A 26,570-nucleotide genomic window follows, 5' to 3' on the forward strand; every position below is an offset into this window, starting at 1 on the left:
AGCGTGGCGCCATTGTTCGGCGCCACCCCGCCCGGCTATAGGGGGAACAGTGCAGCAAACCGGCGCCAAATCGCACCACCGTGAGGCAGCGTGACAACCTACATTGGCTGCCATGGCAAGGTTCCCCCACCTGTGCCCGCCCTGCCGCCCGAGACCCACACCATGGAACTCAAGCTCAAGCCCTTCGACTTCGCGCAAGCCGCCGCCCGTGCCGGGCTGCAGACGGACGGCCAGCCCCTGCGCGCGCCCAAGGTGGCCGAGGGCGGTGGCTTCCAGGCCGAGATGACCCGTGCACTGAAGGCGGTGAGCGCCCAGCAGGGCGAGGCCCGGCGCCTGCAGCAGGAAGTGCAGCTGGACAACCCCACGGTGAGCCTGGAGCAGACCATGGTGGCCATGCAGAAGGCGCAGATCGGCTTCCAGGCCGCGCTGACGGTGCGCGGCCGCCTGGTGCAGGCCTACTCCGAGATCATGAACATGTCGGTGTGACGTCGAACGGCGGCGGCACGTAGGGCGCCACCTTGTCCTGCTCGGCCGCGTCGTTGCGGGCCACCACGGCCCGCGCGGGTTCCGTCTCGCTCAGGTTCACCGCCTCATGGGGCACGCCGGGCGGAATGAACAGGAAGTCGCCGGCCCGGCTCACCACCTCGTGCTCCAGCGCCGGCCCCCAGCGGGTGAGCACGCTGCCCTCCAGCACGAAGATGCCCGTCTCGTAGCCCACGTGCACATGCGGCTGCGCCCGCGCGCCGGGCGGGATCACCACCAGGTGCATCGACAGCCCGGTGGCCCCCACCGTCTGGCCGGAGATGCCGATGAAGTAGGGCAGGCGCTGGGTGGTGAGCACCGGGTGGTCGGGGGTGATGGGGCGGACGGTGGCCATGCGGTACTCCTTGCTCAGGGCGTGCCCGGCGGCGCCACGTCGGCGCCCGCCTCCTGCAGCAGCAGCCGCAGCAGCGAGCGATGGCAGCGGGCTTCGTTCTCGCAATAACAGCCTACCGAAAAGCTGGCGCCGTGCGACATCGTGGCCAGCAGGCCGAGGGCGTGGCGGGCTTCGGGCCGGGCCATCTCGGCGCGATAGCGGCGGGCGAAGGCGGCCCACTCGGCCTCGGTGGTGGCGGCCAGGGCGGCCTTCACCGCTTCCGCGCTGGGGGCCAGCGTCGGGAACCACACGTCGTACCAGTCCTGCGCCGCGAACTGCGCCTTGGGCACGCCGCGCGGCGGCCGGCGCACCGTGCCGATGCGCGTGCCCTCCCCAGGTTGGCGCGGGCTGCCGAGGCGGACGATGTGCACGGGCATGGCGGCGGCTGCTTGCTTGTTCAGGCCTGCGGCGCTGCCTCGTACAGCTCCAGCGGCAGGCCGTCGGGGTCGGCGAAGAAGACGAAGCGGCGCTGGGTGTATTCGTCCACCCGCACCGGCTCCACCGCCACGCCCTGGGCTTCCAGCGCGGCCTTGCAGGCGGTCACGTCGTCCACCTCGAAGGCCAGGTGGCGCAGGCCCTGCGCCTCCGGGTACGAAGGCCGCGGTGGCGCGCCGGGGAAGGAGAACAGCTCCACCTGCGAGCCATCGGGCAGCGCCAGGTCCAGCTTGTACGACCGGCGGGCGGCGCGGTAGTGCTCGGCCACCACGGCCAGGCCCAGCACCTGGGTATAGAAGTGCCTGGAGCGTGCGTAGTCGGCGCAGATGATGGCCGCGTGGTGGATGCGGCGCAGCGGCAGCGGGGTGGCGGTCGTCATGGCGGGTCAGGCCGGGTCGGGCCGGTTGGCCGGCGGCACCACGCCGGCCTTGCTGGCGGCGCCCACGTTGTCCTCGATGGCCATGTGCAGCCGGGCCACGGCCTCGGCCTCACCCTTGAGGGCATAGGTGTCGTGGCCGCAGGCGGGGCAGTGGGCGGTGAAGGCGGCCTCGATGCCATCGAGCCCGGCAATGTCCATCGGCGACATCTCGGTCAGCCGCGCCTGGCAGTTGTTGCAGGTGATGAACTTGGGCCGCAAGGCCATCTGCCGGTCGATGGCGGCGGCCTTGCGTTGCTCGGGGGTGCCGCGGAGGCGGGCTTGGCCCATGGGGGGGTCCTGGTGGGTAGGAGGGTAGAGATGGTACGCATCGTGCGCGCCTGCGCTCACCGCCGCTTGCGCGCCGCCTGGTCGTACTTCCGCCAGTACCCGAACGCCTCCTCGTGCACCTCGATGTCCAGCTCGGCCACGCGCAGCTGCATTCGCTCCTGCACGTCGGCCACTGCCTGGTTGTAGATCGCGGGGCCGATCTCTTCCAGGAAGTACCCCAGCAGCCCGCCGGCGGCGATGTTGCCGATGGGCTCGTCCATGTTCTCGCGGAAGTAGCGCTCGATGGAAGCGATGGCTTGCTGTCGCGCTTCCTTGTTCAGCTCAATGGGCATGTGGCGGGTCCGGCGGTGGGGGGCAGGGGCGATGTTGCTCGGGTGGCGGCGGGTTGTCTAGACAGGTCACCGCGTATCGCGGTCGAGCGCGCCTGTAGACGTTCCACACGCGGCGGCTATGGTCGACGGCTTGCCGCATGCTTGTGTCAGCCGGACCGACATCTGCGCTCAGGGTCACGTGCACCGCAGACCGTTTCCCTGGCCCCGCAAATGCCGTCCGGCCAGTGCAGTGCTCGCATTCCTCGCACGCATGCCCGCATTCCCAATCGTTGCTTGATCGCACCTCAAGGGTCGCGTGGAATGGCTTGCATGTTGCAGCTCCATGTTCCGCTTCGCGCATGCTTCGCCACCGTGGGGCGCTGGGCCTTCGGCTCTGCCAGGTGGTCTCACCCGGCAATGCCTTCATCGCTTGTGGTTGTCGAGCCGGGTCGGCCGGTGCGGCTGGTGTGCCCGGCCGACGTCGCCGTCACGTGCGTCGCCGGCATCGCCTGGATCACCACGGCGGGTGACACACGCGACGTCGTTCTCGCGCAAGGTGACCGGCATCTGGCAGCGCGCCGTGCACGCCTTTTCATCAACGGCATGCCGGGCTGTGTGCTGCGTGTGGAACGGCAGCGCCCGGCACCAGGAATGGTCCGCTGTGCTACAAGAAGTGCCCGTTGATCCGCCACCCCGGCATGTCGATCCCGCTGGCCCAGCTGTCGTACCTCGACCTTCTTCGCGGCTTCGTGGCAGTCGGCCGCCGCATGAGCATCACGGCGGCAGCGCAGGATCTGCACTTGACGCAGTCTGCCGTCAGTCGGCAGGTCATCGCACTGGAAGAACGGCTGGGCGTGCCGTTGCTGATCCGCGGCTATCGGTCGATCGGCCTGACGCCGGCCGGCGAGCAGTTGTTCCGTGAGGCCGACGCAGCCTTGCAGCAGTTGCAGGACGTGGTGGGCGACCTGCAGCCTGGGCAGGCGCACCGTCCGGTCCGCGTGACGGCCAGCGTGGGGGTGACCGGCCTGTGGTTGCTGCCGCGGCTCAAGGCCTTCCAGCAACGGCATCCCGGTGTGGATCTGCGCATCTCTGCGGACAACCGGGTGCTTGACCTGCGCCACCAGGGCATCGACCTGGCCATTCGCTACAGCGCCCCGGCGGCGGCGGTGCCAGGCAGCACCCGCCTGTTCGGCCACCGCATCGCGCCCGTGGCGTCTCCGTCGCTTGGCTTGGGTCGGCTGCCGCCGGCGGAATGGATGGCGCGCTGCACGCTGCTGGACTTCGACGATGCCACCTATCCCTGGCTGCGATGGTCGCATTGGCTCTCCACTCATGGCGGCGAACGGGTGCACCGGCGGAGCACCCAATCGTTCAACCAGTACGACCAGGTCGTGCAAGCTGCGCTCGACGGGCAGGGCGTTGCGCTGGGGCGGCTGGAGTTGATGCAGGGCTTGCTGGACGACGGCCTGCTTGAGGCGTTGGCGCCTGCGGAGGCGGGAGGCGACGCGGCGCATGGCTACTGGCTGATACGGGTCGACGACCGGCCCCGTGCGGACGTGCGGAAGGTCGCTGCCTGGATCGAGGACGAGGCGCGGGCCACACAGGCCATGCAGCACACCGCGGACTGAACCGCGGCGCGGCGCGGCGCGGGGTGGCCGGGGCCACACCCGCCCGAAACAACCCCCTTCTCCCCCTCTTTTCCCGCCGCCGCCGCCCTCAAGTCCGGCGGAAGATGGCCACCGAGACTCCCGGGAGCCCCGCATGATTCGATCCCTCTGGATCGCCAAGACCGGCATGGAAGCCCAGCAGATGCAGCTGGACAACGTGTCGCACAACCTGGCCAACGCCTCGACCAACGGCTACAAGCGCCAGCACGCCGTGTTCGAGGACCTGATGTACCAGAACCTGCGCCAGGTGGGCGCGGCCAATGGGGAAGGGGCCCAGCTGCCCACCGGCCTGCAGGTGGGCCTGGGGGTGCGCACCGTGGCCACCTCGCGCAACTTCGGCCAGGGCAACCTGCAGCAGACGCAGAACAACCTCGACCTGGCGGTCAAGGGCAACGGCTTCTTCCAGATCCAGCTGCCCGACGGCACCACCGGCTACACCCGCGACGGCGCCTTCAAGGTCGACGCCAACGGGACCGTGGTCACCAACAACGGCTTCGTGCTGCAGCCCGGCATCACCGTGCCGGCCAACGCCACCGCGCTCACCATCTCGCAGGACGGCACCGTCAGTGCCACCGTGCCGGGCCAGGTGGCGCCGCAGAACCTGGGCCAGCTGCAGCTGGCCAACTTCATCAACCCGCCGGGGCTGGAGCCGCTGGGCGGCAACCTCTATGCCGAGACCGCAGCGTCGGGTGCGCCCAATGCCGGCGCGCCGGGCACCGATGGCCTGGGCACGGTGCAGCAGGGCTTCGTGGAGACCAGCAACGTGAACGTGGTGGAAGAGCTGGTGGCCATGATCGCCACCCAGCGCGCCTACGAGCTCAATTCCAAGGCCATCAGCACCTCCGACCAGATGCTGGCCAAGTTGGGGCAGCTGTGATGTCGAACCGCCTTCGCGCCCTCGCCATGCGCCTGCTGCTGCTGCCGGCCGCGGCCGTGCTGTTCACCGGCTGCGCCGCGATCAACGACTACCGCGTGCCGCCCGTGGACATCAACGCGCCGCCGCCGGTGCTGCCCGCATCGCCGCCGCAGCCCATGGCCACCAACGGCGCCATCTTCCAGCAGGCCGGTTACCGGCCGCTGTTCGAGGACCACCGCGCCCGCCTGGCCGGCGACGTGCTCACGGTGCAGATCGTGGAGAAGGTGAGCGCCAGCCAGAGCTCCAACAGCAGCCTGGACAAGAGCGGCTCGGTGGAAGCCGGCGTCACCGCCATTCCGCTGCTGTCGAACAAGGCGCTGGCGCGTGCCAGCGCGGCGGGCAGCGGCTCCAACACCTTCGCCGGCAAGGGCTCCACCGACGCCAGCAACGACTTCTCCGGCACCATCACCGCCATCGTCAGCGGCGTGCTGCCCAACGGCCACCTGCTCATCACCGGCGAGAAGCAGATCGGCGTCAATGCCAACGTGGACGTGCTGCGCTTCTCGGGCCAGGTGGACCCGCGCGCCATCCGCGCGGGCAACACCGTGCAAAGCACCCAGATCGCCAACGTGCGCGTGGAGCACCGTGGCAAGGGCCAGCAGGCCGATGCCCAGGTGATGGGCTGGCTGGGCCGTGTCTTCCTCAGCGTGCTGCCCATCTGATGCCTGCCATGAACCTGAGCTTCCCCCGCAGCCACCGGAGCCGCCCGATGGACCCCAACCACCGTGCAGTACGAGTGATCATCGCCGTGGCCGTGTTGGCCGCCAGCGCCGCGCTGTGGTGGCCAGCCTCGGCCCATGCCGCGCGCATCAAGGAAGTGGCCGCGGTGCAGGGCGTGCGAGCCAACCAGCTGGTGGGCTACGGACTGGTGGTGGGCCTGGACGGCACCGGCGACCAGACCACGCAGACACCCTTCACCACGCAAAGCCTGAACGCCATGCTGCAGCAGATGGGCGTGACGGTGCCGCCCGGCACCGCCATGCAGCTGAAGAACGTGGCCGCGGTGATGGTCACGGCCAGCCTGCCGCCGTTTGCGCAGCCGGGCCAGGCCATCGACGTCAACGTGTCGTCGATGGGCAATGCCAAGAGCCTGCGCGGCGGCACGCTGATCGCCACGCCGCTCAAGGGCGCGGACGGCCAGATCTACGCGCTGGCGCAGGGCAACCTGATCGTGGGTGGCGCCGGTGCCTCGGCCGGCGGCTCCAAGGTGCAGATCAACCACCTGTCGGCCGGGCGCGTGCCCGAAGGCGCGACGGTGGAACGTGCCGTGGCCACGCCGCTGTCGCAGACCGGCGACTTCATCCAGCTCGACCTCAACAGCGCCGACTTCGCCACCGCGCGCGAGGTGGCCAAGGCCATCAACAAGGCCAAGGGCGAGGGCATCGCCCAGGCACTCGACGGCCGCGTGGTGCGCGTGCGCACGCCGCAGGACGCCAATGCCCGCGTGGGCTTCCTGGCCGACATCGAGAACCTCTCGCTCGACCTGGCCAAGCCGGCCGCCAAGGTGGTGCTCAATGCCCGCACCGGCTCCATCGTGATGAACGAGGCGGTGACGCTGTCGGCCTGCGCGGTGGCGCACGGCAGCCTCTCGGTCACGATCAACACCACCCCGGTGGTGAGCCAGCCCAATGCCTTTGCCGGCGGCGAGACCGTGGCCGCGCAGAAGAGCGACATCGCCATCACCCAGCAGGGCGGCGCGCTGGTGCAGATGCCTGCCGGCACCAAGCTGGCCGACGTGGTGAAGGCGCTGAATGCGCTGGGCGCCACGCCGCAAGACCTGCTGGCCATCCTGCAGGCGATGAAGTCGGCCGGCGCGCTGAATGCCGAACTCGAAGTGATCTGACGAAAGCCGCGCCCGATGATCCCGACCACCTCCGGTCTCAGCACCGATCCTGCATCGCTGGCCACGCTGCGCAGCCAGGCCGCCAGCGACCCCAAGGCGGCCACGCGCGAGGTGGCCAAGCAGTTCGAGTCGCTGTTCATGCAGGAGCTGCTGAAGAACATGCGCAGCTCCACCATGGCCACCGGCATGCTGGACAACAGCGGCACGCAGATGGGCACCGAGATGCTCGACTCGCAATATGCCAAGCAGCTCAGCGGCCTGAAGGGCGGCCTGGCCGACGTGATCGCGCGGCAGATCGAGCGCCAGATGGGCGTGCAGTCCAGCGACAGCACCGTCAACGCCGGCCTGGGCCCCACGCGGGCCGCGGCCGTGGCCGCCTATGGCACCGCGCCGGTGGTGGCCGCCGGGTCGCCCACGGTGCAGCGCACACCGCTGCGCCCGCCGGCCAGCGCGCAGGAATTCGTCGACCGCGTGAGCGCCGATGCCAGGAAGGCCGAGGCCACCACCGGCATCCCCTCGGCCTTCATGATCTCGCAGGCCGCGCTGGAAACCGGCTGGGGCAAGAAGGAGATCAAGATGGCCGACGGCTCCAACTCCTTCAACCTGTTCGGCATCAAGGCCGGCGGCAGCTGGAAGGGCCCCACCACCGAGATCACCACCACCGAGTTCATCAACGGCAAGATGACCAAGGTGAAGGCCAGCTTCCGCGCCTATTCCAGCTATGAGGAAGCCTTCAACGACTATGCCCGCCTGATGAAGGACAGCCCGCGCTACCAGAACGTGGTGGCCGCCGGCAGCTCGGCACACGGCTTCGCCAACGGCCTGCAGAAGGCCGGCTACGCCACCGACCCGCAGTACGCCGAGAAGCTCGGCCGGGTGATCAACACCACGCTGCGCCTGCAGCGGGTGAACACCTGAAGGAGGCCGCGCCATGGGCAGTGCGCTGATGTCGATCGGCACGCGGGCGATGACCGCGAACTACGCCAAGCTTCAAACCATCAGCAACAACATCTCCAACGCCAACGTCGCCGGTTATTCCCGGCAGGACGTGCTGCTGGAGACGAGCAAGGGCCAGTTCAGCGGCGCCGGTTTCTTCGGCAAGGGCGTGAACGTGGTGACGGTCACGCGCTCGGCCGACAAGTTCCTGACGGCCGAATCCGCCACCACCAAGGCCACCGCCTCGATGGATGCCGCGCGCCTTGGCGCGCTGCAGGCGCTGGAGAACGTGTTCCCCACCGGGGAGGACGGCGTGGGCTATGCGGCCAGCCAGTTCCTCAACGGCATGGTGGACATGGCCAGCAATCCGCAGGACCTGTCGGCCCGGCAGGTGGTGCTGTCGCGTGCCAGCGAGCTGGCGGCGCGCTTCGCCAATGCCGGCGTGCAGCTGGACACGCTGCAGGCCGGTGTCAATGCCGACCTGAAGACGTCGGTTGACTCGGTCAACCAGATCGCGGCCAACATCGCCGGCATCAACCAGGAGATCGCCAAGGTCAACGGCGTGGGCCATTCGGCCAACGACCTGCTGGACCAGCGCGACCAGCTCATCTCGCAGCTCAGCCAGTTCGTGCAGGTGACCACGCTGCCGGCCGAGGACGGCACGCTGGGCGTGTTCATGGCCGGCGGCCAGCGCCTGGTGCTGGGCAACCAGGCCACGCCGCTGGCGGTGGCGCCCGATCCGATGGATTCGTCGCGCTCGGCGGTGGGCATCATGGAAGCCGGCGGCGGCCTGCGGCTGCTGTCGCAGGACACCTTCACCGGCGGCGAGATCGCCGGCCTGCTCAAGTTCCAGAACCAGGACCTGGTGGACGCACGCACCGGCCTGGGCCAGATGGCCGCGGCCATCTCGGCGCGGGTGAACCAGCAGCAGAGCCTGGGCCTGGACCTGCGCAATCCGCCGGGCAGCGGCGCACCGCTGTTCTCGGTCGGCCCGCCCACCGCGGGCAATGCCAGCACCAATGCGAAGGATGCTTCCGGCAACTTCCTGGCCGGCGTGTCGCTCACCGTGGCCGATGCCACGCAGCTGGAGGCCAGCGAATACGACCTGGCCGCCGACCCCGCCAATGCCGGGCAATACCTGCTCACCCGCCGCTCCGACGGCCTGGTGCGCAGCATCGCCAACGGCGCCACGGTGGACGGCATGACCGTCAACGTCACCGGCACGCCGGGCGGCAACGACCGCTTCCTGCTGCAGCCGGTCACCCGCACCGTCAACGGCATGAAGACGGTGCTGAGCGACCCCAAGGGCCTGGCCGCCGCCTCGCCGGTGGCCGCCACGGCCAACGTCAACAACACCGGCACCGCCAAGGTGGACTCGCTGACGGTGGTCAACGCCGGCATCGACCCCGCGCGCACCGCCACCTTCACCTTCGGCGCGGCCAACGGCAGCGGGCGCGACTACTCGTGGTCGTTGTTCGATCCCGCCACCAACACCACCACCACCGGCGCCGGCACCTGGCAGGCCGGCCAGCCCATCGCGCTCAACGGCTTCGAGCTGCAGCTCAAGGGCGTGCCGGCCAGCGGCGACAGCATCGTGGTGGCGCCCACCGAGTTCCCGGCCACCAACAACGGCAATGCGCTGGCCCTGGCCGCGCTGCGCGACGAGAAGATGGTGGGCCGGCGTACCGATGCCTATGGCAACGTGGGCGGCGGCGTCACCGCCACCGATGCCTATGCCGGAGTGATGTCGGGCGTGGGCGTGGCAGTGCAGGGCGCCAAGTCGGCCGCGCAGATCTCGGCCGGCGTGGCCGACACCATGGCCCGGCAGCTGGCGTCGAAGACCGGCGTCAACCTCGACGAGGAAGCCGCCCAGCTGATGCAGTTCCAGCAAAGCTACCAGGCCGCCGCCAAGGTGCTGCAGGTGGCGCAACAGGTGTTCGACACGCTGCTGCGCGCCGCAGGTGCCTGAAGGAGATAGCCCATGAGAGTCACCACCGCCTATTCGTATTCGGCCAGCATGGCCAACCTGCAGAAGCGCCAGACCGAGCTGAACGAGGCCAACGGCCGCATGACCTCGGGCAAACGCGTGGAAAAGGCCAGCGACGATCCCACCAATGCCGCGCGCGCCGAACGTGCGCTGGCCGTGGTGGCCCGCTCCGATGCCAACCAGCGTGCGCTGGAGGCCAGCCGCAATGCGATGACGCTCACCGAAAACGCGCTGGGCGATGCCACCGAGCTGCTGCAGCAGGCCCGCGAGGCCATGGTGGCCGCCGGCAACGGCAGCTACAGCGATGCCGAGCGCGCCGCCCAGGCCAAGAAGCTCACCGAGCTGCGGCAGCAGCTGTTCACCGTGGCCAACCGCAGCGACGGCGCGGGCGGCTTCCTGTTCTCGGGCCAGGGCGCCAGCCAGCCGCCGTTCGTCGACACCGCCACCGGCGTGCAGTTCCGCGGCGCGGCCGGCCAGGTGGACGTGGCCAGCGACGAGGCCCTGCCGCTGACCATCGACGGCGCCGACGCCTGGCTGCATGCGCCCACCGGCAACGGCGTGTTCGAGACCCGCGCCACCAGCAGCACCACCGCCTGGATCGACGCCGGCCGCGTCAGCGATCCCTCGCAGCTCACCGGCGGCAGCTACAACGTGCAGTTCACGCAGGCCGGCGGCATCACCAGCTACGAGGTGCGCAACGCCGGCGGCACGCTGCTGGCCAGCGCGCCCTACAAGGAAGGCAAGGCCATCGAGGTGGAAGGCATGTCCTTCAACATCGGCGGCGCGCCTGCGGTGGGCGACCGATTCGACATCGTGCCCTCCACCCGCACGCAAGACGTGTTCGGCGTGCTCGACCGCACCATCGCCGAGCTCACTACGCCGCACCGCACCGGCGCGCAGATCACGCAGAGCGCGCAGACCGCGCTGCGCGACCTGGACGCCGTGGGCGGCGCGCTGCAGGACCTGCGCGCCGCGGTGGGTGAATCGCTGAACCGCGCCGATGCGGTGGAAGGCCGGGTGAGCGCGCTGCGGCTGTATGGCGAGACCGCACGCTCCAATGCGGAAGACCTCGACCTGGCGCAGGCGATCTCGGACTTCAAGAACAAGGAGACCGGCTACAGTGCCTCGCTCCAGACGTACTCGTCGGTGCAGCGGCTGTCGCTGTTCCAGTACATCTCCTAACCAAGTCGCGCCAAGCAGATGATGGACCACGCTGTCCTGGGCCAGGTGGCCCTGGGTTACTCGCCACTGATCGACGCGCAACGCGCCGTGGCGGCCACGCGCCTGACCGTGTTCCCGCAGCGCCCCGATGCTCGGGTGGACGCCGCCGACCTGCTGCAGGCCGTGGCCGAGGTCTGGCCGGCCGGCGGTGGTCGCGTGCTGCTCAACATCGCCAGCGAACCGCTGCTGGCCGCCGTGCTGGCCGCCCGCCCGGCCGCCAACGTGGTGGTGGAAGTGCCCGCCTTCATGGCCGCCGACGATGCCCATGCGGAGCTGCTGCAGGCCGCGCAGCGCGCCGGCACCGCCATGCTCATCAAGGGCCGGCCGGTGCGCGAGCTGGCACCGGCGGTGCTGGCCTGCTTCCAGCAGGCCATCGTGGAAGGCGAGGAACAGCATGAGCCCGGCCTGCGCATGGCGCAGCGGCCGCTGGTGGCCGGCATGCGCACCCAGGCCATGGTCAACGCGGCGCTGAAGGCCGGCGCCGCCGGCACGCTGGGCTGGCCGTTCGACGATGCGCCCGAGACCGCCGATGCCAAGGCCGGCACCCAGCCCGACCTGGCCACCATCGTGGAGCTGATCCGCCGCGTGGACCAGCAGGAACCGGTGGAGCGGCTGGAGGCCTCGCTCAAGCTCGACCCGGCGCTGGCCTTCAAGCTGATGCGCTACATCAACTCGCCGGCCTTCGGCCTGCGGGTGGAGATCGGCTCCTTCCGCCACGCCATCATGATGCTGGGCTACCAGCGGCTCAAGCGTTGGCTGGCGCTGCTGCTGGTGTCGGCCAGCAAGGACCACGACATGCGGCCGGTGATGTTCGCCGCCGTGCGCCGCGGCCTGCTGATGGAAGAGCTGGCCCGCCGCCAGGGCGACGACGAGATGCGCAGCGAGATCTTCATCTGCGGCGTGTTCTCGCTGCTCGACCGCATGATGAAGCAGCCCTTCGATGCGCTGATGCGCACCATCCCCGTGCCGGAAGGCGTGTCGCAGGCGCTGGCCCACGGCACCGGCCCCTACCAGCCGTACCTGGAAGTGGCGCTGGCGGTAGAGCAGGAATCGCTGTTCGACCTGCGCGATGCGGCCGAGCGGCTGATGGTCAGCGTCGAGGTGGCCAACCGCGCCACGCTGGTGGCGCTGGCCGCCGCCCAGCAGCTGGACTGACGCCCGCCGACAGCCGGCGCGCCGCATGGCCTCCGCAGTGCCCGACCACGCCGGCCAGCGCCCCGCGGAGGGCGGGCTGCCGGACAGCCTGGCCCAGGGCCCGAGCGGCCCGCTGCTGGGCAGCCTCTGGCACTCCCCGTTCCCCGTCACGCTGCAGGATGCGGATGGCCGCCTGGTGGCCGTCAACGATGCCTACGTGGCCTTCGCCGGCCGCGCCCGCGCCGAGCTGATCGGCCGCGACCCGGCGGAACTGATGCCACCCGAGGACCGCCTGCCCCACCTGGTGGAGCGTCGCATCGTCGATGGCGCCGGCCATGAGCGCTGGTACCGCGCCGCCGACAGCACCGTGGCCGATGCGCAGGGCCGCAAGCTGCACCTCAGCGTGCTGCAGGACGCCACCGCCGAGCACCATGCGCGGGAGCAGGTGGACCGCTCGCTGCGCGAGCTGGAGCAGTGGTTCGCGCTCAGCCCGGTGGGCATGCTCATGTTCGATGGCCATGGCCTCCTGGTGCGCAGCAATCCGGCCTTCGAGGCCCTGGTGGGCCGGGTGCCGGTGGCGCTGCCCGATGCCGATGCCGCGCTGTGCGCCCTGCTCGGCTGGGTGGACGGCCGGCCCGATGCCGCGTTGCAGCCGCAGGCCAGCGCCATCGAGCGCTGGGCCAGCCTGGTGGACGGCCAGGGGCGGCGCCGGCAGTTGCGCTCCCGGGTGCGGGCCATCGAACCTTCGCCCGGCCACCGGCGCTACCTCGCGGTGATCGAGGACCGCAGCGCGGAAGACGAGCGCGACCTGGCGCAGCTCGAGATCGGCGCGCTGATGAACACCGCCGGCGTCGGCGTGGCCACCTTCGAGCCTTCGCGCGGCTGGCTGCCCAGCGCCGCCGCCCGCGGCAGCGCGCGCGGCCGACCGGTGCAGGCCGGGGCCGAGGCCAGCCGCGCACGCGGCCAGGCGGCGCTGCAAGGCATCTCGCGCGAGCTGGTGGAGCCGGCCTCGCTGCCCGACTACGAACGCCTGCAGCATGCCCTGAAGCGCGGCGAGTCGGCCGAGGTGCGTTATGCGGTGCGCCATCCCGAGCTGGGCCTGCGCTGGCTGCTCACGCGGGTGCAGCCCGGCCAGCTGGGCTCCGGCCGCACCACCACCTCGGTGGTGACGCTGGACGTGACCGAGCAGGAACAGGCCCAGCGCCGCAACGAGCAGCTGCTGCGCGAGCTGACCACCATCCTCGACGGCACCAGCGCCGGCATCGCCTACCTGCGCGGGCGCGTGCTGGTGCGCTGCAACCAGCGCTTCGAGCGCATGCTGGGCCTGGCCGGCGGCCGGGCCGCGGGCCTCACGCTGGCCGAGCTGTTCGGCGGGCCGGAGCGGCAGCCGCCGCTGTTGCAGGGGCTGGAGGAGGCCTTGGCCGAAGGCCAGGCCTTCGAGACCGAGATGCAGCTGCTGCACCCGCTCAGCCGCGTGCCCACCTGGTATGCCCTGTCGGTGCGGCGCGCCGACGCAGCACGCGGCGTCGAGGCCGATGCCGCCGATCCCGGCGAGCTGGTGGCGGTGCTCAACGACGTCTCGCGCCTGAAGCAGCAGCAGGCCGAACTGCAGACGCTGCTCAACGAGCGCGAGCTGATGTTCAGCCTGTCCGAGGTGGGCATCATCTGGCTGCGCGGCGACCGCATCGAGCGCGCCAACGAGGCCTTCTCCATGCTCAGCGGCTACGCCCCGCACGAGCTGGCCGCGCTCGAGCATGCCGCGCTGTTCGAGGACCTGAGCGCCTGGCAGCAGTACCGCCTGCAGGACGAGCCGCTGCTGCAGGCCCAGGGCCGCCATGTGCTGGAGCGCCGGCTGCGCCGCAAGGACGGCACGCTGCTGTGGGTGCAGGCCAGCCTGCGGCAGGTGGATGCGCTCGATCCTGCGGCGGGCCTGGTGTGCAGCTTCGTCAACGTGGATGAACGACACCGCGTGCGCAAGCTGCTGGTGCGGCAGGCCGACCGCACCCGCGCCATCCTGGATTCGGTGCTGGTGGGCATCGTCACCGTGGGGGGCGTCGGGCATCGAATGGATGAACCGCTCGGCCCGCCGCATGTTCGGCGGCGAGCTGGCGGATTTCCAGGGCCAGCCCATCGCCGTGGTGGCCACCGAGGACGAGGCCCATCCCTTCCGCCGCACCCACTACCTGCATGCGCTGCAGGACGGCCAGGCCGAGAGCTTCGAATGCCTGCTGTGCGCACGTGACGGCCGCGAATTCCTGGTGGTGGGCAACGTGGTGGCCACCGGGGCGGATGGCGCCGGCGGGCGGCAGCTCACCTTCGCGCTGCTGGACATCGAGCGCCGGCGCGAGGCCGAGCAGCGCATCGCCCGCACCCAGGCGCGGCTGCAGCGCATCATCGAGACGGCGCCGCTGGCCATCGCGCTGCACGATGCCGGCACCCTGCGGGTGCTGCAGCTGAACCAGATGGCGGCCAGCTTCATCGGCCGGCCGCTGGAAGCCGCGGTGGGCGAGCCGATCGACGCGCTGTTCACGCCCGACACCGCCAGCCAGGTGCGCGCCGACATGGCCGAGGCGCTGCTGCGCAATGAGGTGACGCGGCGCGAATACCGGCTGCGCAGCGGCACCGACGGCGCCATGCGCATCTGGGACGCCCGCTACGTGACCATCGCCGCCACGCCCGATGCCGAGCCCGAGCAGCTGCTGCTGGTGGCTTCCGACGTGACCGAGCAGCGCGCGGCCGAGGAGGCCCGGCTGGAAGCCGCCATCGCCCAGCGCGACATGCTGGTCAAGGAAGTGCACCACCGCATCAAGAACAACCTGCAGGGCGTGGCGGGGCTGATGCAGCAGGCCGCGCTGCGCCGGCCCGAGGTGGCGCCGGTGATCTCCGAGGCCATCGGCCAGGTGCAGGCCATCGCCCATGTGTACGGCCTGCAGGTGGGCGCCGGCGGGCCGCTGCGGGTCAGGAGCGTGCTGGAGTCCATCACCGGCTCGGTGCAGCGCATGTTCGGCCGGTCCATCGTCTTCGGCACCCAGGGCAGCGCGCCCGAGGCCTGGGCTCTGCCGGAAGCCGAGAGCATTCCGCTGGCGCTCACCGTCAACGAGCTGCTGACCAATGCCGTCAAGCATGGCGCGCAGGGCGAGGTGCGCTGCACGCTGGTGGCCGGGCCGGGGCAGGTGTGCATCGAGGTGGTCAACCGTGGCCGGCTGCCGGCGGGCTTCGAGCTGTCGCGGGTGCCGGGTGGCGTGTCGGGCCTGGGCCTGGTGCGTGCGCTGCTGCCGCGCCGCCATGCCACGCTGCGGCTGCAGCCCGGCGCGGATGCCGACGGCCTGACGGTGGTGGCCACGGTGGTGCTGGTGCCGCCGGGCGTGCAGTGGCTTGGGTGACAATGAACCGCGATGGCACCCGGGGCGAGTACTGACATGTCCAAAGGCAAGATCCTGGTGGTCGACGACGACCGGCTGGTGCTGGCCACCGTGTCGCATGGCCTGTCCCAGGCCGGGTACGAGGTCATCGACGCCGACAACGGCGACGACGCCATCCTGCTGGCGCGCGAGCACCGGCCCGACCTGGCGCTGCTGGACATCCGCATGGAAGGCAAGAGCGGCTTCGACGTGGCCGCCTACCTGCGCGACTACTGCCAGGTGCCGTTCATGTTCCTGTCCGCCTTCTCCGACGAGCAGACGGCGCACCAGGTGGCCGAGCTGGGCGCGGTGGCCTACCTGGTCAAGCCGCTGGACATCGGGCAGATCCTGCCCACGGTGGACACCGCCTTTGCCCGCCTGCGCGGCGCCGCCGGGCTGCCGCTGCCCACGATGGCGGCCGGTGCGGTGCGCGCGGCTGAAGCCGGTGCCGACGTGGTGGCCTTGGCCACCGGCGTGCTGATGCACCGCTACTCGCTCACCCGCGTGCAGGCGCTGGAGCGGCTGCAGCGCCAGGCCCAGGCCGAGCGCCGCTCGCCGCAGGCACATGCCGAGCGGCTGGTGGAAGCGGTGGAGCTGCTGGCGGGCGCCGGCAGCGGGTTGTGAAGCCGCCGGCGCTCAGCCGGCCAGCGTGAAGTAGAAGCAGGCGCCCTGGCCGGGTTCGGACTCGGCCCACACGTCGCCGCCATGGCGGCGCACGATGCGGCGCACCGAGGCCAGGCCCACGCCGGTGCCCGGGAAGTCGTTGGCGCTGTGCAGGCGCTGGAACACGCTGAACAGCCGGTCGGCGAAGCGCATGTCGAAGCCGGCGCCGTTGTCGCGCACGACGAAGGCCTCGCGGCCGCTCTGCACGTCGGTGGCGAACTCGATGACGGTGTGCTCCCGCTGGCCGCTGTACTTCCAGGCATTGCCCAGCAGGTTCTCCAGCACCAGGCGCAGCAACGTGGGGTCGCCATGCGCCTGCAGGCCGGGCTGGATGCGCACCTCGGCCCGGCGCTGCGGCTGCTGGCGGCGCAGGTCGTCCACCACGTAGGTGGCCAGCTGGGTGAGGTTCACCGGCTGGCGCGCCAGCGGCTGGCTGCTCAGCTGGGCCAGGCCCAGCAGCGCGTCGATCATCGCGTTCATGCGGGCGGCCGCGCCCAGCACGCGGTCCAGGTGGTCGTTGCCCACGCGGTCCAGCAGCCGGCCGTAGTCCTCCTTGACGATGCGGGTGAAGCCTTCCACCACCCGCACCGGCGCCCGCAGGTCGTGCGAGACGGTGTAGCTGAAGGCCGCGGGGTCGGTGTCCGCCGGCTCGCTGGCGCCCAGGCCCAGCGGCAGCAGCATCAGCAGCCGGCCTTCGTCCTGCGGGCCCGCGGGCAGCAGCTGCACCTGCCAGTCCTCGTGCACCGCGGCCTGGCCCGGCTGCAGCGCCTGCACCGTGGTGGCCAGGTCGCGCGGCAGGGCGGCCAGCAGGCCCTCCCAGGTGCTGCCGGGCGGGCCGCCGAAGCGCAGCGCCGCCTCGTTGCAGCGCTGCACCTGCAGGCCTTCGGCCGCCGGCCGGCAGATCCATACCGGGCCGGGCAGCGCCGGCAGCAGCGCCTGCAGCGCGGCCTGGTCCTCCTGCGTGGCCAGCATGTCGTCCAGCAGGCGCGCGGTGCCGGTGTGGCCGGCGAAGAGTCCGTCGGTGCCGAAGCGCGGCTGGCCGCGCAACCACCAGCGGCTGCCGTCGGGCCGTGCCACCGCATCGTCCAGCGGGCCGTGCTGCGCCAGCTTGGCCTGCACCAGGCCGGGCTGCTGCGGGCTGTCGAAGCGCTGCCACAGGCATTCGGCGGCGGGCGGCTGCCAGTCGGCGGCAGGCGCGTCGCAGGGCGGGCGCCATTGCACCAGGCGGTGCTCGGTGTCGGTCTGCCATTGCCACACGTCCAGCGTCTGGCGCATCAGCTGGAGCTCGGTGCGGGCGTCGCGCAGCGCGCGCTCGCCCTGGCGGCGGGCCAGCAGCCAGCCGGCTGCCGCGGCGGCGGCCAGGCCCACCGGGCTGGCGGCCCACAGCAGCCACAGCGGCGCGGCGGCCTGGGCGGCTTCGGCGGCCTGGGCGGCGGCCCAGCCGGGGCACAGCGTGGTGGCGGCCAGGGCCATCGCGCGGGGCGCGGGCGGCAGGCCTCCGCGCCCATGTGGCGCTGCAGACGTTACGGCGCCGTGAGGAGTGCCACCAACCATGTGAGGGATTGTATGCACCGCACCGTGGCAAGATTCCGCCCCGGACAAGCGCGGTTGTGCTTGACGCAGCCGGCAGGGAAACACACCATGAGGTGGCACCCGGCCTGTTGCGTACCTTCCAGGAACCGGCCTGCAACGGTCGAATGAAGCATCGTGCCCATGTCTCTGTTCAAACGGGTTGCCCTGGCTCCAGCCGCCGACATTGGCGGCACCGGCGCAGGCGGTACGCCACCTGCGGACCTGCCCGCCGAATTGCTGGCCATGCTGGACGCCGCTTCGCTGGACCGGCTGCGCGAGCTGGATCCCGGCGGCCGCATGGGCCTGGTGCCGCGGGTGCTGCGCACCTTCGACAGCTCCATGGCCAAGCTGCTGGCGCAGCTGGACGAGGCCCAGGGCGCCGCCGACCTGCAGGTGGTGCGCCATGTGGCCCACACGCTGAAGTCGTCGGCCGCCAGCGTGGGGGCGCTTCAGTTGTCGGCCACCTGTGCCGATATCGAGCGGCGGGTACGCGAGTCGGACACCACCGGCCTGCCGGCCCGCCTCGATGCTATGGTTGCAGAATGCAAGCGGTTGCGCACCGGTTTGAAGTTGATTGCCAGCGCCTAGATGACACTGCGCCTCCCTTTCCTCGTCGTCGGATCACCATGCCCCGGGCGACGAAGCTTGCTGGGCGATGCGTGACATGAATCCCTTGCATGCCTTTGCCGACCAGCCCGGCGGCACCGAGCCCAAGGTGCTGCTGGTCGACGATGACGAGGTCAACCTGATGCTCACGGCGGTGGCGCTGCGCGAGCGCGGCTTCGCCATCACCGAGGCCGGCAGCGGCGAGCAGGCGCTGGGCATGCTGTCCCACTGGGTGCCGGACATCATCGTGCTGGATGCGCTGATGCCGGGCATGGACGGCTTCCGCACCTGCACCGAGCTGCGCACGCTGCCCGGCTTCGAGAACATGCCGGTGCTGATGCTCACCGGCCTGGACGACGACGCCTCCATCACCCGCGCCTACCAGGCCGGCGCCACCGACTTCTTCGTCAAGAGCACGCAGTGGAGCCTGCTGGCCGGCCGGCTGTTCTACCTGCTGCGTGCCTCGCGCACCCGGGTGGAGCTGGAACGCAGCAAAACCCGCCTGGCCCGCGCCCAGGACCTGGCCCGCATGGGCAGCTTCGACTGGCGCCGCGCCCACACCGCGGCCAACGGCGGGCTGGTGATCTCGCCCGAGGGCCTGCGCGTGTTCGGCCGCAGCCCGAGCGAGCGGCTGGGCCTGCGGCCGCTGCTGCGCATGGTGCCGGCGGCCGAGCGCCGCGGCCTGCTGCGCATGCTGCACGAGGTGCTGGCGCACAGCTCGGTGCTGGCCACCGACGTGCCGGTCAACCTGCTGGACGGGCGCCAACGCATCATCCACGTGGAGGCGGAGCCCGAGTTCAACGAGCACGGCCAGAGCGCGGGCTACACCGGCATCGTGCAGGACGTGACCGACCGGCGCATCGCCGAGGACAAGATCCGCCACCTGGCCAACTTCGATGCGCTGACCGGCCTGCCCAACCGCCGCCAGCTGATCTGGCGCACCGAGCGCGCGCTGGAACATGCACGCCGGCTGAACCACCAGGCCGCGCTGCTGCTGATCGACCTCGACCGCTTCAAGATCATCAACGACACCCTGGGCCATGCGGCCGGCGACGAGCTGCTGATGGAGGTGGCGCGCCGGCTTCGGGCCTGCGTGCGCCACTCCGACCAGGTGATGGAAGGCGCGCTGGAAGCCGTGGGCTCGCGCTCGCACCGCACGCTGGAAGCGGTGGGCCGGCTCGGTGGCGACGAATTCGTCGCCCTGCTGCCCGAGGTGGCCGACGAGCGGGATGCCGAGCGCGTGGCCGGCCGCGTGCTGGAAGCCATGCGCGAGCCGATCTTCGTGGCCGGGCAGGAATGCTTCGTCACCGCGTCGGTGGGCATTGCGCTGTTTCCGCGCGACGGCGCGGCGGTGGCCGACCTGCTGCGCAATTCCGACGTGGCCATGTATGCGGTCAAGAACCAGGGCCGCAATGCGGCTTCCGTGTACAGCCCGCAGCTGGCCGGCCGCGGCCGCGAGAAGCTGGAGCTGGAAAGCGCGCTGCACAAGGCCATCGAGCGCGACGAGCTGGTGCTGCACTACCAGCCCAAGGTGGACGTGCGTGCCGCGCGCATGGTGGGTGCCGAGGCGCTGATGCGCTGGCGCCGCGGCAACACGCTGGTGCCGCCGATCGAGTTCATTCCGCTCGCCGAGGAAAGCGGGCTCATCGTGCCCCTGTCCGAATGGGCCATCCGCGAGGCGGCGCGCCAGGCCAAGGCCTGGTCCGTGAGCTTCGGCTTCGCCGATTCCATCGCGGTGAACCTGCCCAGCCGGCTGTTCGAGCGTTCCGACCTGGTGGAGCACATCCACCAGTCGGTCGGCACCTATGGCGTGCCGCACCGGGCCATCCAGCTGGAGATCACCGAAAACAGCCTGATGAAGGACCTGCAGAACGTCATCCCGTCGCTGCACCGGCTCAACGAGATCGGCGTCGAGATCTCCATCGACGACTTCGGCACCGGCTATTCGTCGCTGGCCTACCTGACCACGCTGCCGATCTCCGAGCTGAAGATCGACCGCAGCTTCGTGCGCGACCTGGGCATCACGCCGCAGAGCTCGGCGGTGGTCACGGCCATCATCGCGCTGGCGCGCTCGCTGGGCCTGCGGGTGATCGCCGAGGGCGTGGAGAACCTGCGCCAGATGGAAGTGCTGCACCGGCTGGGCTGCGGCGTGATGCAGGGCTTCCTGTTCAGCAAGCCCATCGAGCCCGACAGCATCGAGAAGTGGCTGCAGCAGACGGTGCTGCCGCGCAAGGCGCCGTGGATCGCCCCGGCCAGCCATGACGCCGGCGACCTGCCCCGCGTGATCGGCGGCAGCCGACTCTGACCCCACGCCTCCTGCCTCCGATCCTTTCCACACGATGACCGCCGCCCTCACGCCGGCGCAGATTGCCAAGGGCGCGCTGCGGCGCCTGGCGCTGACGCAGCAGGAACCCACCCCCGAGAACTACGCCCGCGCCTGGGCCGAGGAGCTGGGCCAGCCGGCCGCCGCGCTGCCCGAGCGTGCGCGGCCGCTGCTGGACAAGCTGGCCGCCCGCGCCAGCGACGATGCCGACAACCGGACCGAGCTGGTGCGCAGCCTGATGGCGGGCCAGTGGGACGACCTGGCCCGTGCGCTGGACCGCAGCGCCGCGCTGGGCGGCTCGTCGGCGCAGGCCTGGGCGGGGCTGATCGAACGCATCGTGCGCGGGCTGGAGCGCAGCGGCCGCCACTGGACCGCCGCGCGAAAGAAGGACAGCCTGAAGCGGGTGCTGGACGGCAGCCGCAGCGACCTGCCGCGACTGCAGCAGCGGCTGCGGCAGCTGGTCACCGGCTGGGACAGCGATGCGCCGGTGGAGGAGGTGGAAGGCGCTGCGACACCTGAGGCGCTGGCACCCGACGGCACGATGCCGGCTGCGGGCGCGGAAGGCCTGCCCGACGGGGCCGTGGACGCCGCAGCCGAACGTTCCGAGCCTGCCGAGCCTGCCGAGCCTGCCGAGCGCGCCGATCCGTCCCAGCCCGCCGATGCCGCGGATCCTGCCGCGCCCGCGCAGGCAGCCGAAGCCCCGGCCGACCTGCCTCAACCGGCCACGCCCGCGACCTGGCCCGAGATCACGACCTGCCTGCAGGACACCGTGGTGGCTGCACTGCCGACCAGCACGCCCAGCGCCGCCGAGCTGGCGGGCGAACTGGGCCGGCTGGCCGACCGCATCGCGGCCGAGGGCGCCACGCCGGCGCTGGCGCAGTCGGTGCACCAGGTGTGCGACCGCGCGCGCCGCCTCTTCGCCCATCGCCACTACCTGCTCGAGCAGCTGGGCGCGCTGTGCCTGGAGCTCACCGCCGGCCTCACCGAGCTGGCCGAGGAAGGCAGCTGGGCGCAGGGCCAGGCGGAGGCCCTGCGGGCGCGGCTGCAGGCCGACGATGCCGAGGCCGGCGGCGACCATGCGGCCGAGGGCGCGGCCTTCAGCGTGCGTGGCGTGCGGGCCGCCGGCGAGCTGCTGGCCCGCACCCGGCAGCAGCAGCATGCGCTGCGGTCGGAACGCGATCGCGCCCGGCTGGCGCTGAAGTCGCTGATCCAGAGCCTGCTGCAGCAGGTGGGCGAGCTGGGCGACGAGACCGGCCGCTTCAGCGACAACCTGGGCCGCTATGCCGAGAGCATCACCGAGGCCAGCTCGCTGGACGACCTCGCCGGCGTGGTGGATGCGATGGTCAAGGAAAGCCGCGCGGTGCAGCAGCGCGTGGGCCAGGCGCAGCGTTCGCTGGGCGAGGAACATGCGCGCGCCAGCGAGCTGGAAAGCCGCGTGCGCGACCTGGAAGGCGAGCTGCGCCGCCTGTCCGACGAGGTGGCCACCGACGCGCTGACGCAGGTGGCCAACCGCCGCGGCCTGATGCAGGCGTTCGACAGCGAGCGCGCCCGGCTGGAGCGCGACGGCCGGCCGCTGGCGGTGGGCCTGATCGACATCGACAACTTCAAGAAGCTCAACGACAGCCTGGGCCATGCGGCCGGCGACGAAGCGCTGAAATCACTGGCGCGCCGGGTGCAGGAGGCGCTGCGGCCGGTGGACCACCTGGCCCGCTTCGGCGGCGAGGAATTCGTGGTGCTGCTGCCCGACACCCCGGTGGCCGAGGCGCAGCAGGTGCTCACGCGGCTGCAGCGCCAGCTCACGGCCAGCCTGTTCATGCACGACGGTCAGGACGTGTTCGTCACCTTCTCCGCCGGCGTCACCGGCTACCGGCCGGGCGAGCGCCTGGAAGCCGCGCTGGAGCGGGCCGACGAGGCGCTGTACGAGGCCAAGCACCAGGGAAAGAACCGCACCTGCATCCACTGATGCGGTGCGATGCAGGGCCGCGGGCTCAGCGTGCCTTGTCGGCGTCCGACGGCATGTACTTGTCCACCGCCACCGCGTCGATGCGGTAGCCGCTGGTGCCCATGGCCGAGGCATTGCGCGTCACCCGCAGGGTGCCGCGCACCCACACCGTGTCCATCGCCTTGAACTTGCCGGCCGGGGTGCGCGGCAGCACATGCACGATCTGGTTGGCCGGCGGCGGCGGCGTGTGGATGCAGGCGCCGAAGTACGGCACCAGCAGGAACTCGCTCACCTGGCCGTTGGCTTCTTCCAGCGGCACCAGGTAGCCGGGCAGGCGCACCTGGGTGTTGTCCATGCTGGCGTTGGCCGGTGCGTTGTCCCAGGCCTCGCGCAGCTTGGCCAGCATGTCCTTGGCGCGGGGATCGTCGTCCTGCAGGCTGGCCGGCGGTGCGTCCTTGAACAGGTCGTTCGGGTTCCAGTCCTTGGGCACCAGCGCGTCCCAGGTGATGGTCTTGTAGCCGCCGGCAGCCGGCGGCGCGGCTTGACGACGGTGGCGCCGAGCAGGGCGGCGGCGGACAGCAGGGTACGGCGGGTCAGCATCTCAGATCCTTGGTGACAGGCCATCGGCCAGCGACAACCGGTAGGCACGCAGCGCGGGCAGCAGGCTGGCCAGCCAGCCGGTGGCCACCACGGCGCCGAACAGCGCCCATTGTTCGGCAGACGGCAAGCCCCAGCCTATCACCAGCCCATGACGGGCCTGCAGCCAGGGCCCCAGCGCGGCGGTGAGGCCCAGCGCCAGCAGCAGGCCGAGCAGCGCGCCGGCCAGCGTGACCATCGCGCCTTCCAGCGCCAGCAGCGCCATCACCTGGCGGGGGCCGGCGCCCACCGCACGCAGCACCGCCAGCTCGCGCCGGCGCTCGTTCAGGCCGGCCAGCACCACCGACACCAGCCCGCCCAGGCTGACGATGCCGACCATCACCGACATGGCGAGCAAGGCCTTCTCGCCGACGCCCACCACCTCCCACAGCTCGTCCAGCGCCACGCCGGGCAGGATGGCCATCAGCGGCTCGCTGCGCTGGTCGGCCACCCAGCGCTGCACCGAGAACACCGCGGCGCGGCTCTTCAGGCCCACCAGCGCGGCGGTCACCGCCTTGGGCTGCAGCTCCATCGTGCGCAGCCGTTCGGGCGTCATGCCCAGCCCGGGGATCTGCATGCCGCCCGTCCAGTCGATGTGCAGCGCCTCCATCGACTGCAGGCTGATGTGCACCGTGCGGTCCACCGGGGTGCCGGTGCGCGCCAGGATGCCGGTGATGACGAAGGGCTTGTCGGCATGCTCGGCCACCAGGTCGCCGCTGCCATGCGCCAGCGTGAGGCGCTGGCCCAGGCTGTAGCCCAGCTGCTCGGCCACGTCGGCGCCCAGCACGGCCTCGAACACGGTGGCGAAGGCCCGGCCCTCGGCCAGGCGCAGCGCCTGCCGGTCGCCGTAGCGGAAGCGCTCGAAGTACTCGGCGCTGGTGCCCAGCACCGGAAAGCCGCGGTGCGAATCGCCCAGCGACAGCGGCACCACCCAGGCCACCGCCCGGTGCCCGGCCAGTGCCTGCACGCTGGCCCAGCCCATGTTGTTGGTGGCCGCGCCGATGCGGAACACCGAATACAGCAGCAGCTGCGTGGAGCCGGTGCGCGCACCCACGATGAGGTCGGTGCCCGATACCGCGGCGGTGAAGTTGGCGCGCAGGTCGGTGCGCAGCCGCTCGATGCCCATCAGCAGCAGCGTGGCCAGCGCGATGGAGGCCACGGTGAGCATCAGCGTGAAGCGGCGGTTCCAGGCGCTGCGCGCGGCCAGCGTGAGCAGCGGCTTCATGCGCGGGCCTCCATCGGCGGGGCGGCGCGGTTGAGCGCGGGCAGCGAGGCGCGTTCGTCGAAGCGCGCGGCCAGCCGCTGGTCGTGGCTGACGAAGACGATGGCACTGCCGGCATCGGCGCAGGCCTGCAGCAGCACGTCCACGAAACGCTCGCGCAGGTCCTCGTCCAGCGCGGAGGTGGGCTCGTCGGCGATCACCAGCGCCGGCCGGCCGATCAGCGCCCGTGCCGCGGCCACCCGCTGTTGCTGGCCCATCGACAGCGCGGTGGGCTCGCGATGCCACAGCGGCTCGGGCAGGGCCATGCGCTGCAGCAGCGCCCGCGCGGCGGCGGGTGCATCACCGGCGGCCCGGCGGCGCGCCGACGAGAAGCGGCAGGGCAGCAGCACGTTGTCCAGCACGCTCAGGTAGGGCAGCAGGTTGAACTGCTGGAACACGTAGCCCACGTGGTCGGCGCGCCGCTGGTCCCGCCGGCCGGCCGACAGCGCCGACCACGGCTGGCCCAGCAGCGTGACCTGGCCTGCCTGCGGCTGCAGCACGCCGGCCAGGATGGACAGCAGCGTGCTCTTGCCGCAGCCGCTGGGGCCGTGCAGGAAGAGCGTGCGCCCCGCCTGCAGCTGGAACTCGTCGATGGCCAGGGTGTCCTGCGCCGCCCCGGGCCAGCGGAAGCGCAGGCCCCGGCACTGCAGCAGCGCGTCAGCCGTGGTCATCGCGACAGGCTGATGCGCCGCGTCTTGCCGCCCAGCGTGCGCTTGAGCTGGCCGCTGGGGCCGGCCACCTGCACATCCACGGTGCGCACGCGCTTGAAGGCGTCGGCCAGGCCCAGCTCGATGTAGGTGGCCTGGGTGGCGTCGGTGCAGCGGTAGGTGACGCTGCCTTCCATCTCGGCATGTTCGCCTTCCCGGTGGGTGCCGCCGCCCAGGCCCAGCGCCGCGGATTCCAGCACCACCTCCGCCAGCGTGCAGCCGGCCTTCGGGTCGATGCGCACCCAGCCGTCGGCCGCGCGCAGCCGGGCCACCGCGGCATCGGCAGCCTGGCGTTCGGCGGCGCTGCGCGGCGCGCGCTCGAAGCCCAGCAGGTTGTCCAGCGGCGTGTCCAGGCTCAGCGTGAGCTGGGTGCGCTCGATGGCGATGTCCACGCTGGCGCGGCCGTGTTCATGGGCGGCATGGTGGTGCGCCTGGGCCAGCGCGAGGCCGGGCAGCACGGCGGCGGCCAGCAGCGCGGCCAGGGGCAGGGAACGGCGACGGGCAGTTGTCATGGTCGAAGGGCCGGCGGCGTCAGCCAGGCGGCGATCAGGGTGGACAGGTTGTGTTCCAGCAGCCGCAGGTAGGTGTCCGCGGGGCCGCCGGGCGGCGAGAGGGCATCGGCGTACAGGGTGCCGCCCAGCACCGCGCCGGTGTCCTGTGCGATGCGCTGCGCCAGGCGCGGGCTGCCAGTGTTCTCCAGGAACAGCGTGCGCGTCTGCTCGGCCTTCATCTGGCGCATCAGCTTGGCCAGGTCGGCGGCCGACGGCTCGGCGGCGGTGGTCCAGCCCTGGGCGCCGGTCAGGCGCAGGCCGTAAGCGGCGGCCAGGTAGCCGAAGGCGTCGTGCGAGGTGATGGCCCGGCGCTGCGGCGCGGGCACCTCCGCCAGGCGGGCGCGCAGCCGCTGGTCCAGCGCCTGCAGCCGCAACGTGTACTCGGCGGCGCGGCGGTCGATGGCGGCGGCCTGCGCCGGCACCAGCCGGCCCAGCGCCACGCGCAGGTTCTCGATGTACTGCCGCGCGTGGGCCGGGTCGTGCCAGGCATGCGGGTCAGGCCAGCCGAACATCTGCCGCGGCTGGATGCCCTGGCTGGCCACCAGCACCGGGCCCCGGTAGCCGGACGCGATCACCAGCCGGTCCAGCCAGCCTTCGAAGCGCAGGCCATTCACCACCACCAGCTGGGCGCCGGCCAGCTGCCGCACCGCGGCGGGCGTGGGTTCGTACACATGGGCGTCGCCGCCGGGGCCGACCAGGCTGCTCACCTCCACCGCATCGCCGCCCACCTCGCGGGCCATGTCGGCCAGGATGGAGAAGCTGGCCACCACGCGGGGCAGGGGCGGGTTTTCGGCGCGGCTGTCCGTGGGCGCGGCGGCCAGCAGGGCGGCCAGCGA

Annotated in this window: 26 protein-coding genes and 1 pseudogene; 16 read left to right on the forward strand and 11 right to left on the reverse strand. The window is 71.5% G+C overall.

Going from position 1 to position 26,570, the window contains the following annotated elements:
- The first annotated feature begins 162 nt into the window (after positions 1 to 162).
- The gene (gene fliE, locus LRS14_RS28160; RefSeq protein ID WP_046115817.1) at positions 163 to 486 is read left to right on the forward strand and encodes a flagellar hook-basal body complex protein FliE; all 324 of its coding nucleotides are present in this window, start codon (positions 163 to 165) and stop codon (positions 484 to 486) included.
- Here fliE and LRS14_RS28165 read toward each other — a convergent pair.
- Genes LRS14_RS28165 through LRS14_RS28185 form a run of 5 tightly spaced genes read right to left on the reverse strand, consistent with a single transcriptional unit; the run spans position 467 to position 2,389 of the window.
- On the reverse strand, positions 467 to 877 hold the full coding sequence (locus LRS14_RS28165; protein ID WP_257801946.1) for a cupin domain-containing protein: 411 nt from the start codon (positions 875 to 877) through the stop codon (positions 467 to 469). The genes fliE and LRS14_RS28165 overlap by 20 nt on opposite strands.
- 14 nt (positions 878 to 891) lie before the next feature.
- On the reverse strand, positions 892 to 1,293 hold the full coding sequence (locus tag LRS14_RS28170; protein WP_257801947.1) for a DUF488 domain-containing protein: 402 nt from the start codon (positions 1,291 to 1,293) through the stop codon (positions 892 to 894).
- Between the two features lie 20 nt (positions 1,294 to 1,313).
- Positions 1,314 to 1,730 carry a VOC family protein gene (locus tag LRS14_RS28175; protein ID WP_257801948.1) on the reverse strand — a complete coding sequence of 139 codons (417 nt, stop codon included), beginning with the start codon at positions 1,728 to 1,730 and terminating at the stop codon, positions 1,314 to 1,316.
- Positions 1,731 to 1,736: 6 nt separating this feature from the next.
- Complete coding sequence (locus LRS14_RS28180) at positions 1,737 to 2,057, reverse strand: hypothetical protein (protein ID WP_046115797.1); 321 nt, start codon at positions 2,055 to 2,057, stop codon at positions 1,737 to 1,739.
- Positions 2,058 to 2,113: 56 nt separating this feature from the next.
- Positions 2,114 to 2,389 carry a DUF2164 domain-containing protein gene (locus tag LRS14_RS28185; protein ID WP_257801949.1) on the reverse strand — a complete coding sequence of 92 codons (276 nt, stop codon included), beginning with the start codon at positions 2,387 to 2,389 and terminating at the stop codon, positions 2,114 to 2,116.
- Between the two features lie 396 nt (positions 2,390 to 2,785).
- Between LRS14_RS28185 and LRS14_RS30860 the strand changes: the two genes are divergently transcribed.
- The 12 genes and pseudogenes from LRS14_RS30860 (at position 2,786) to LRS14_RS28240 (ending at position 16,097) form a co-directional block, all read left to right on the forward strand.
- Positions 2,786 to 3,052, forward strand: a complete 267-nt coding sequence (locus tag LRS14_RS30860) for a DUF2917 domain-containing protein (RefSeq protein WP_404977629.1) — start codon at positions 2,786 to 2,788, stop codon at positions 3,050 to 3,052.
- 14 nt (positions 3,053 to 3,066) lie between these two features.
- Positions 3,067 to 3,996 (forward strand): LysR substrate-binding domain-containing protein, encoded by a 930-nt coding sequence (locus LRS14_RS28190; protein WP_257801950.1) that lies wholly within the window; start codon positions 3,067 to 3,069, stop codon positions 3,994 to 3,996.
- Between the two features lie 133 nt (positions 3,997 to 4,129).
- Positions 4,130 to 4,912: a flagellar basal-body rod protein FlgG gene (gene flgG / locus LRS14_RS28195; protein WP_046115799.1), complete on the forward strand. Its 783-nt coding sequence runs from the start codon at positions 4,130 to 4,132 to the stop codon at positions 4,910 to 4,912.
- Between the two features lie 26 nt (positions 4,913 to 4,938).
- The gene (locus LRS14_RS28200; protein WP_257801951.1) at positions 4,939 to 5,613 is read left to right on the forward strand and encodes a flagellar basal body L-ring protein FlgH; all 675 of its coding nucleotides are present in this window, start codon (positions 4,939 to 4,941) and stop codon (positions 5,611 to 5,613) included.
- Positions 5,614 to 5,660: 47 nt separating this feature from the next.
- Positions 5,661 to 6,794, forward strand: a complete 1,134-nt coding sequence (locus LRS14_RS28205) for a flagellar basal body P-ring protein FlgI (protein WP_257801952.1) — start codon at positions 5,661 to 5,663, stop codon at positions 6,792 to 6,794.
- A 15-nt stretch (positions 6,795 to 6,809) separates the two neighbouring features.
- Positions 6,810 to 7,712, forward strand: coding sequence for a flagellar assembly peptidoglycan hydrolase FlgJ (flgJ, locus tag LRS14_RS28210; protein WP_046115802.1), 903 nt, complete (start codon positions 6,810 to 6,812; stop codon positions 7,710 to 7,712).
- Positions 7,713 to 7,725: 13 nt separating this feature from the next.
- Positions 7,726 to 9,699, forward strand: a complete 1,974-nt coding sequence (gene flgK, locus LRS14_RS28215) for a flagellar hook-associated protein FlgK (protein WP_257801953.1) — start codon at positions 7,726 to 7,728, stop codon at positions 9,697 to 9,699.
- Between the two features lie 12 nt (positions 9,700 to 9,711).
- On the forward strand, positions 9,712 to 10,899 hold the full coding sequence (gene flgL, locus LRS14_RS28220; protein WP_257801954.1) for a flagellar hook-associated protein FlgL: 1,188 nt from the start codon (positions 9,712 to 9,714) through the stop codon (positions 10,897 to 10,899).
- 21 nt (positions 10,900 to 10,920) lie between these two features.
- Complete coding sequence (locus LRS14_RS28225; protein ID WP_257801955.1) at positions 10,921 to 12,093, forward strand: EAL and HDOD domain-containing protein; 1,173 nt, start codon at positions 10,921 to 10,923, stop codon at positions 12,091 to 12,093.
- Positions 12,094 to 12,118: 25 nt separating this feature from the next.
- A pseudogene (locus LRS14_RS28230) lies at positions 12,119 to 14,038 on the forward strand (PAS domain-containing protein); the annotation flags it as partial.
- Between the two features lie 124 nt (positions 14,039 to 14,162).
- A complete protein-coding gene (locus tag LRS14_RS28235) occupies positions 14,163 to 15,455 on the forward strand; it encodes a sensor histidine kinase (RefSeq protein ID WP_257801956.1) in 1,293 nt (430 codons plus the stop codon).
- Positions 15,456 to 15,491: 36 nt separating this feature from the next.
- Positions 15,492 to 16,097, forward strand: a complete 606-nt coding sequence (locus LRS14_RS28240; RefSeq protein ID WP_257801957.1) for an ANTAR domain-containing response regulator — start codon at positions 15,492 to 15,494, stop codon at positions 16,095 to 16,097.
- 12 nt (positions 16,098 to 16,109) lie between these two features.
- Here the strand turns inward: LRS14_RS28240 and LRS14_RS28245 are convergent, their stop codons facing one another.
- Positions 16,110 to 17,609, reverse strand: a complete 1,500-nt coding sequence (locus LRS14_RS28245; protein ID WP_257801958.1) for an ATP-binding protein — start codon at positions 17,607 to 17,609, stop codon at positions 16,110 to 16,112.
- Between the two features lie 240 nt (positions 17,610 to 17,849).
- On the opposite strand from LRS14_RS28245, the gene LRS14_RS28250 reads away from it, so the two are divergent.
- From LRS14_RS28250 to LRS14_RS28260, 3 genes are all read left to right on the forward strand, one after another.
- Complete coding sequence (locus LRS14_RS28250; RefSeq protein ID WP_232315551.1) at positions 17,850 to 18,296, forward strand: Hpt domain-containing protein; 447 nt, start codon at positions 17,850 to 17,852, stop codon at positions 18,294 to 18,296.
- A 76-nt stretch (positions 18,297 to 18,372) separates the two neighbouring features.
- Positions 18,373 to 20,619, forward strand: coding sequence for a bifunctional diguanylate cyclase/phosphodiesterase (locus tag LRS14_RS28255; protein ID WP_257801959.1), 2,247 nt, complete (start codon positions 18,373 to 18,375; stop codon positions 20,617 to 20,619).
- Between the two features lie 34 nt (positions 20,620 to 20,653).
- Positions 20,654 to 22,600, forward strand: coding sequence for a diguanylate cyclase (locus LRS14_RS28260; RefSeq protein ID WP_257801960.1), 1,947 nt, complete (start codon positions 20,654 to 20,656; stop codon positions 22,598 to 22,600).
- 25 nt (positions 22,601 to 22,625) lie between these two features.
- Here LRS14_RS28260 and LRS14_RS28265 read toward each other — a convergent pair whose 3' ends face one another.
- From LRS14_RS28265 to LRS14_RS28285, 5 genes are all read right to left on the reverse strand, one after another.
- On the reverse strand, positions 22,626 to 23,069 hold the full coding sequence (locus tag LRS14_RS28265; protein ID WP_257801961.1) for a DUF3299 domain-containing protein: 444 nt from the start codon (positions 23,067 to 23,069) through the stop codon (positions 22,626 to 22,628).
- A 111-nt stretch (positions 23,070 to 23,180) separates the two neighbouring features.
- On the reverse strand, positions 23,181 to 24,440 hold the full coding sequence (locus LRS14_RS28270; RefSeq protein WP_257801962.1) for an FtsX-like permease family protein: 1,260 nt from the start codon (positions 24,438 to 24,440) through the stop codon (positions 23,181 to 23,183).
- Positions 24,437 to 25,147, reverse strand: a complete 711-nt coding sequence (locus tag LRS14_RS28275) for an ABC transporter ATP-binding protein (RefSeq protein WP_257801963.1) — start codon at positions 25,145 to 25,147, stop codon at positions 24,437 to 24,439. The genes LRS14_RS28270 and LRS14_RS28275 overlap by 4 nt, the downstream gene beginning before the upstream one ends.
- On the reverse strand, positions 25,144 to 25,695 hold the full coding sequence (locus tag LRS14_RS28280; RefSeq protein ID WP_257801964.1) for a DUF2796 domain-containing protein: 552 nt from the start codon (positions 25,693 to 25,695) through the stop codon (positions 25,144 to 25,146). Before LRS14_RS28280 ends, LRS14_RS28275 begins: the two co-directional genes overlap by 4 nt.
- Positions 25,692 to 26,504 carry a metal ABC transporter solute-binding protein, Zn/Mn family gene (locus LRS14_RS28285; RefSeq protein WP_257802241.1) on the reverse strand — a complete coding sequence of 271 codons (813 nt, stop codon included), beginning with the start codon at positions 26,502 to 26,504 and terminating at the stop codon, positions 25,692 to 25,694. Before LRS14_RS28285 ends, LRS14_RS28280 begins: the two co-directional genes overlap by 4 nt.
- Between the last annotated feature and the right edge of the window lie 66 nt (positions 26,505 to 26,570).

The sequence above is a fragment of the Aquincola sp. J276 genome, assembly GCF_024700035.1.
In the GTDB taxonomy this organism is placed as follows: domain Bacteria; phylum Pseudomonadota; class Gammaproteobacteria; order Burkholderiales; family Burkholderiaceae_C; genus Aquincola; species Aquincola tertiaricarbonis.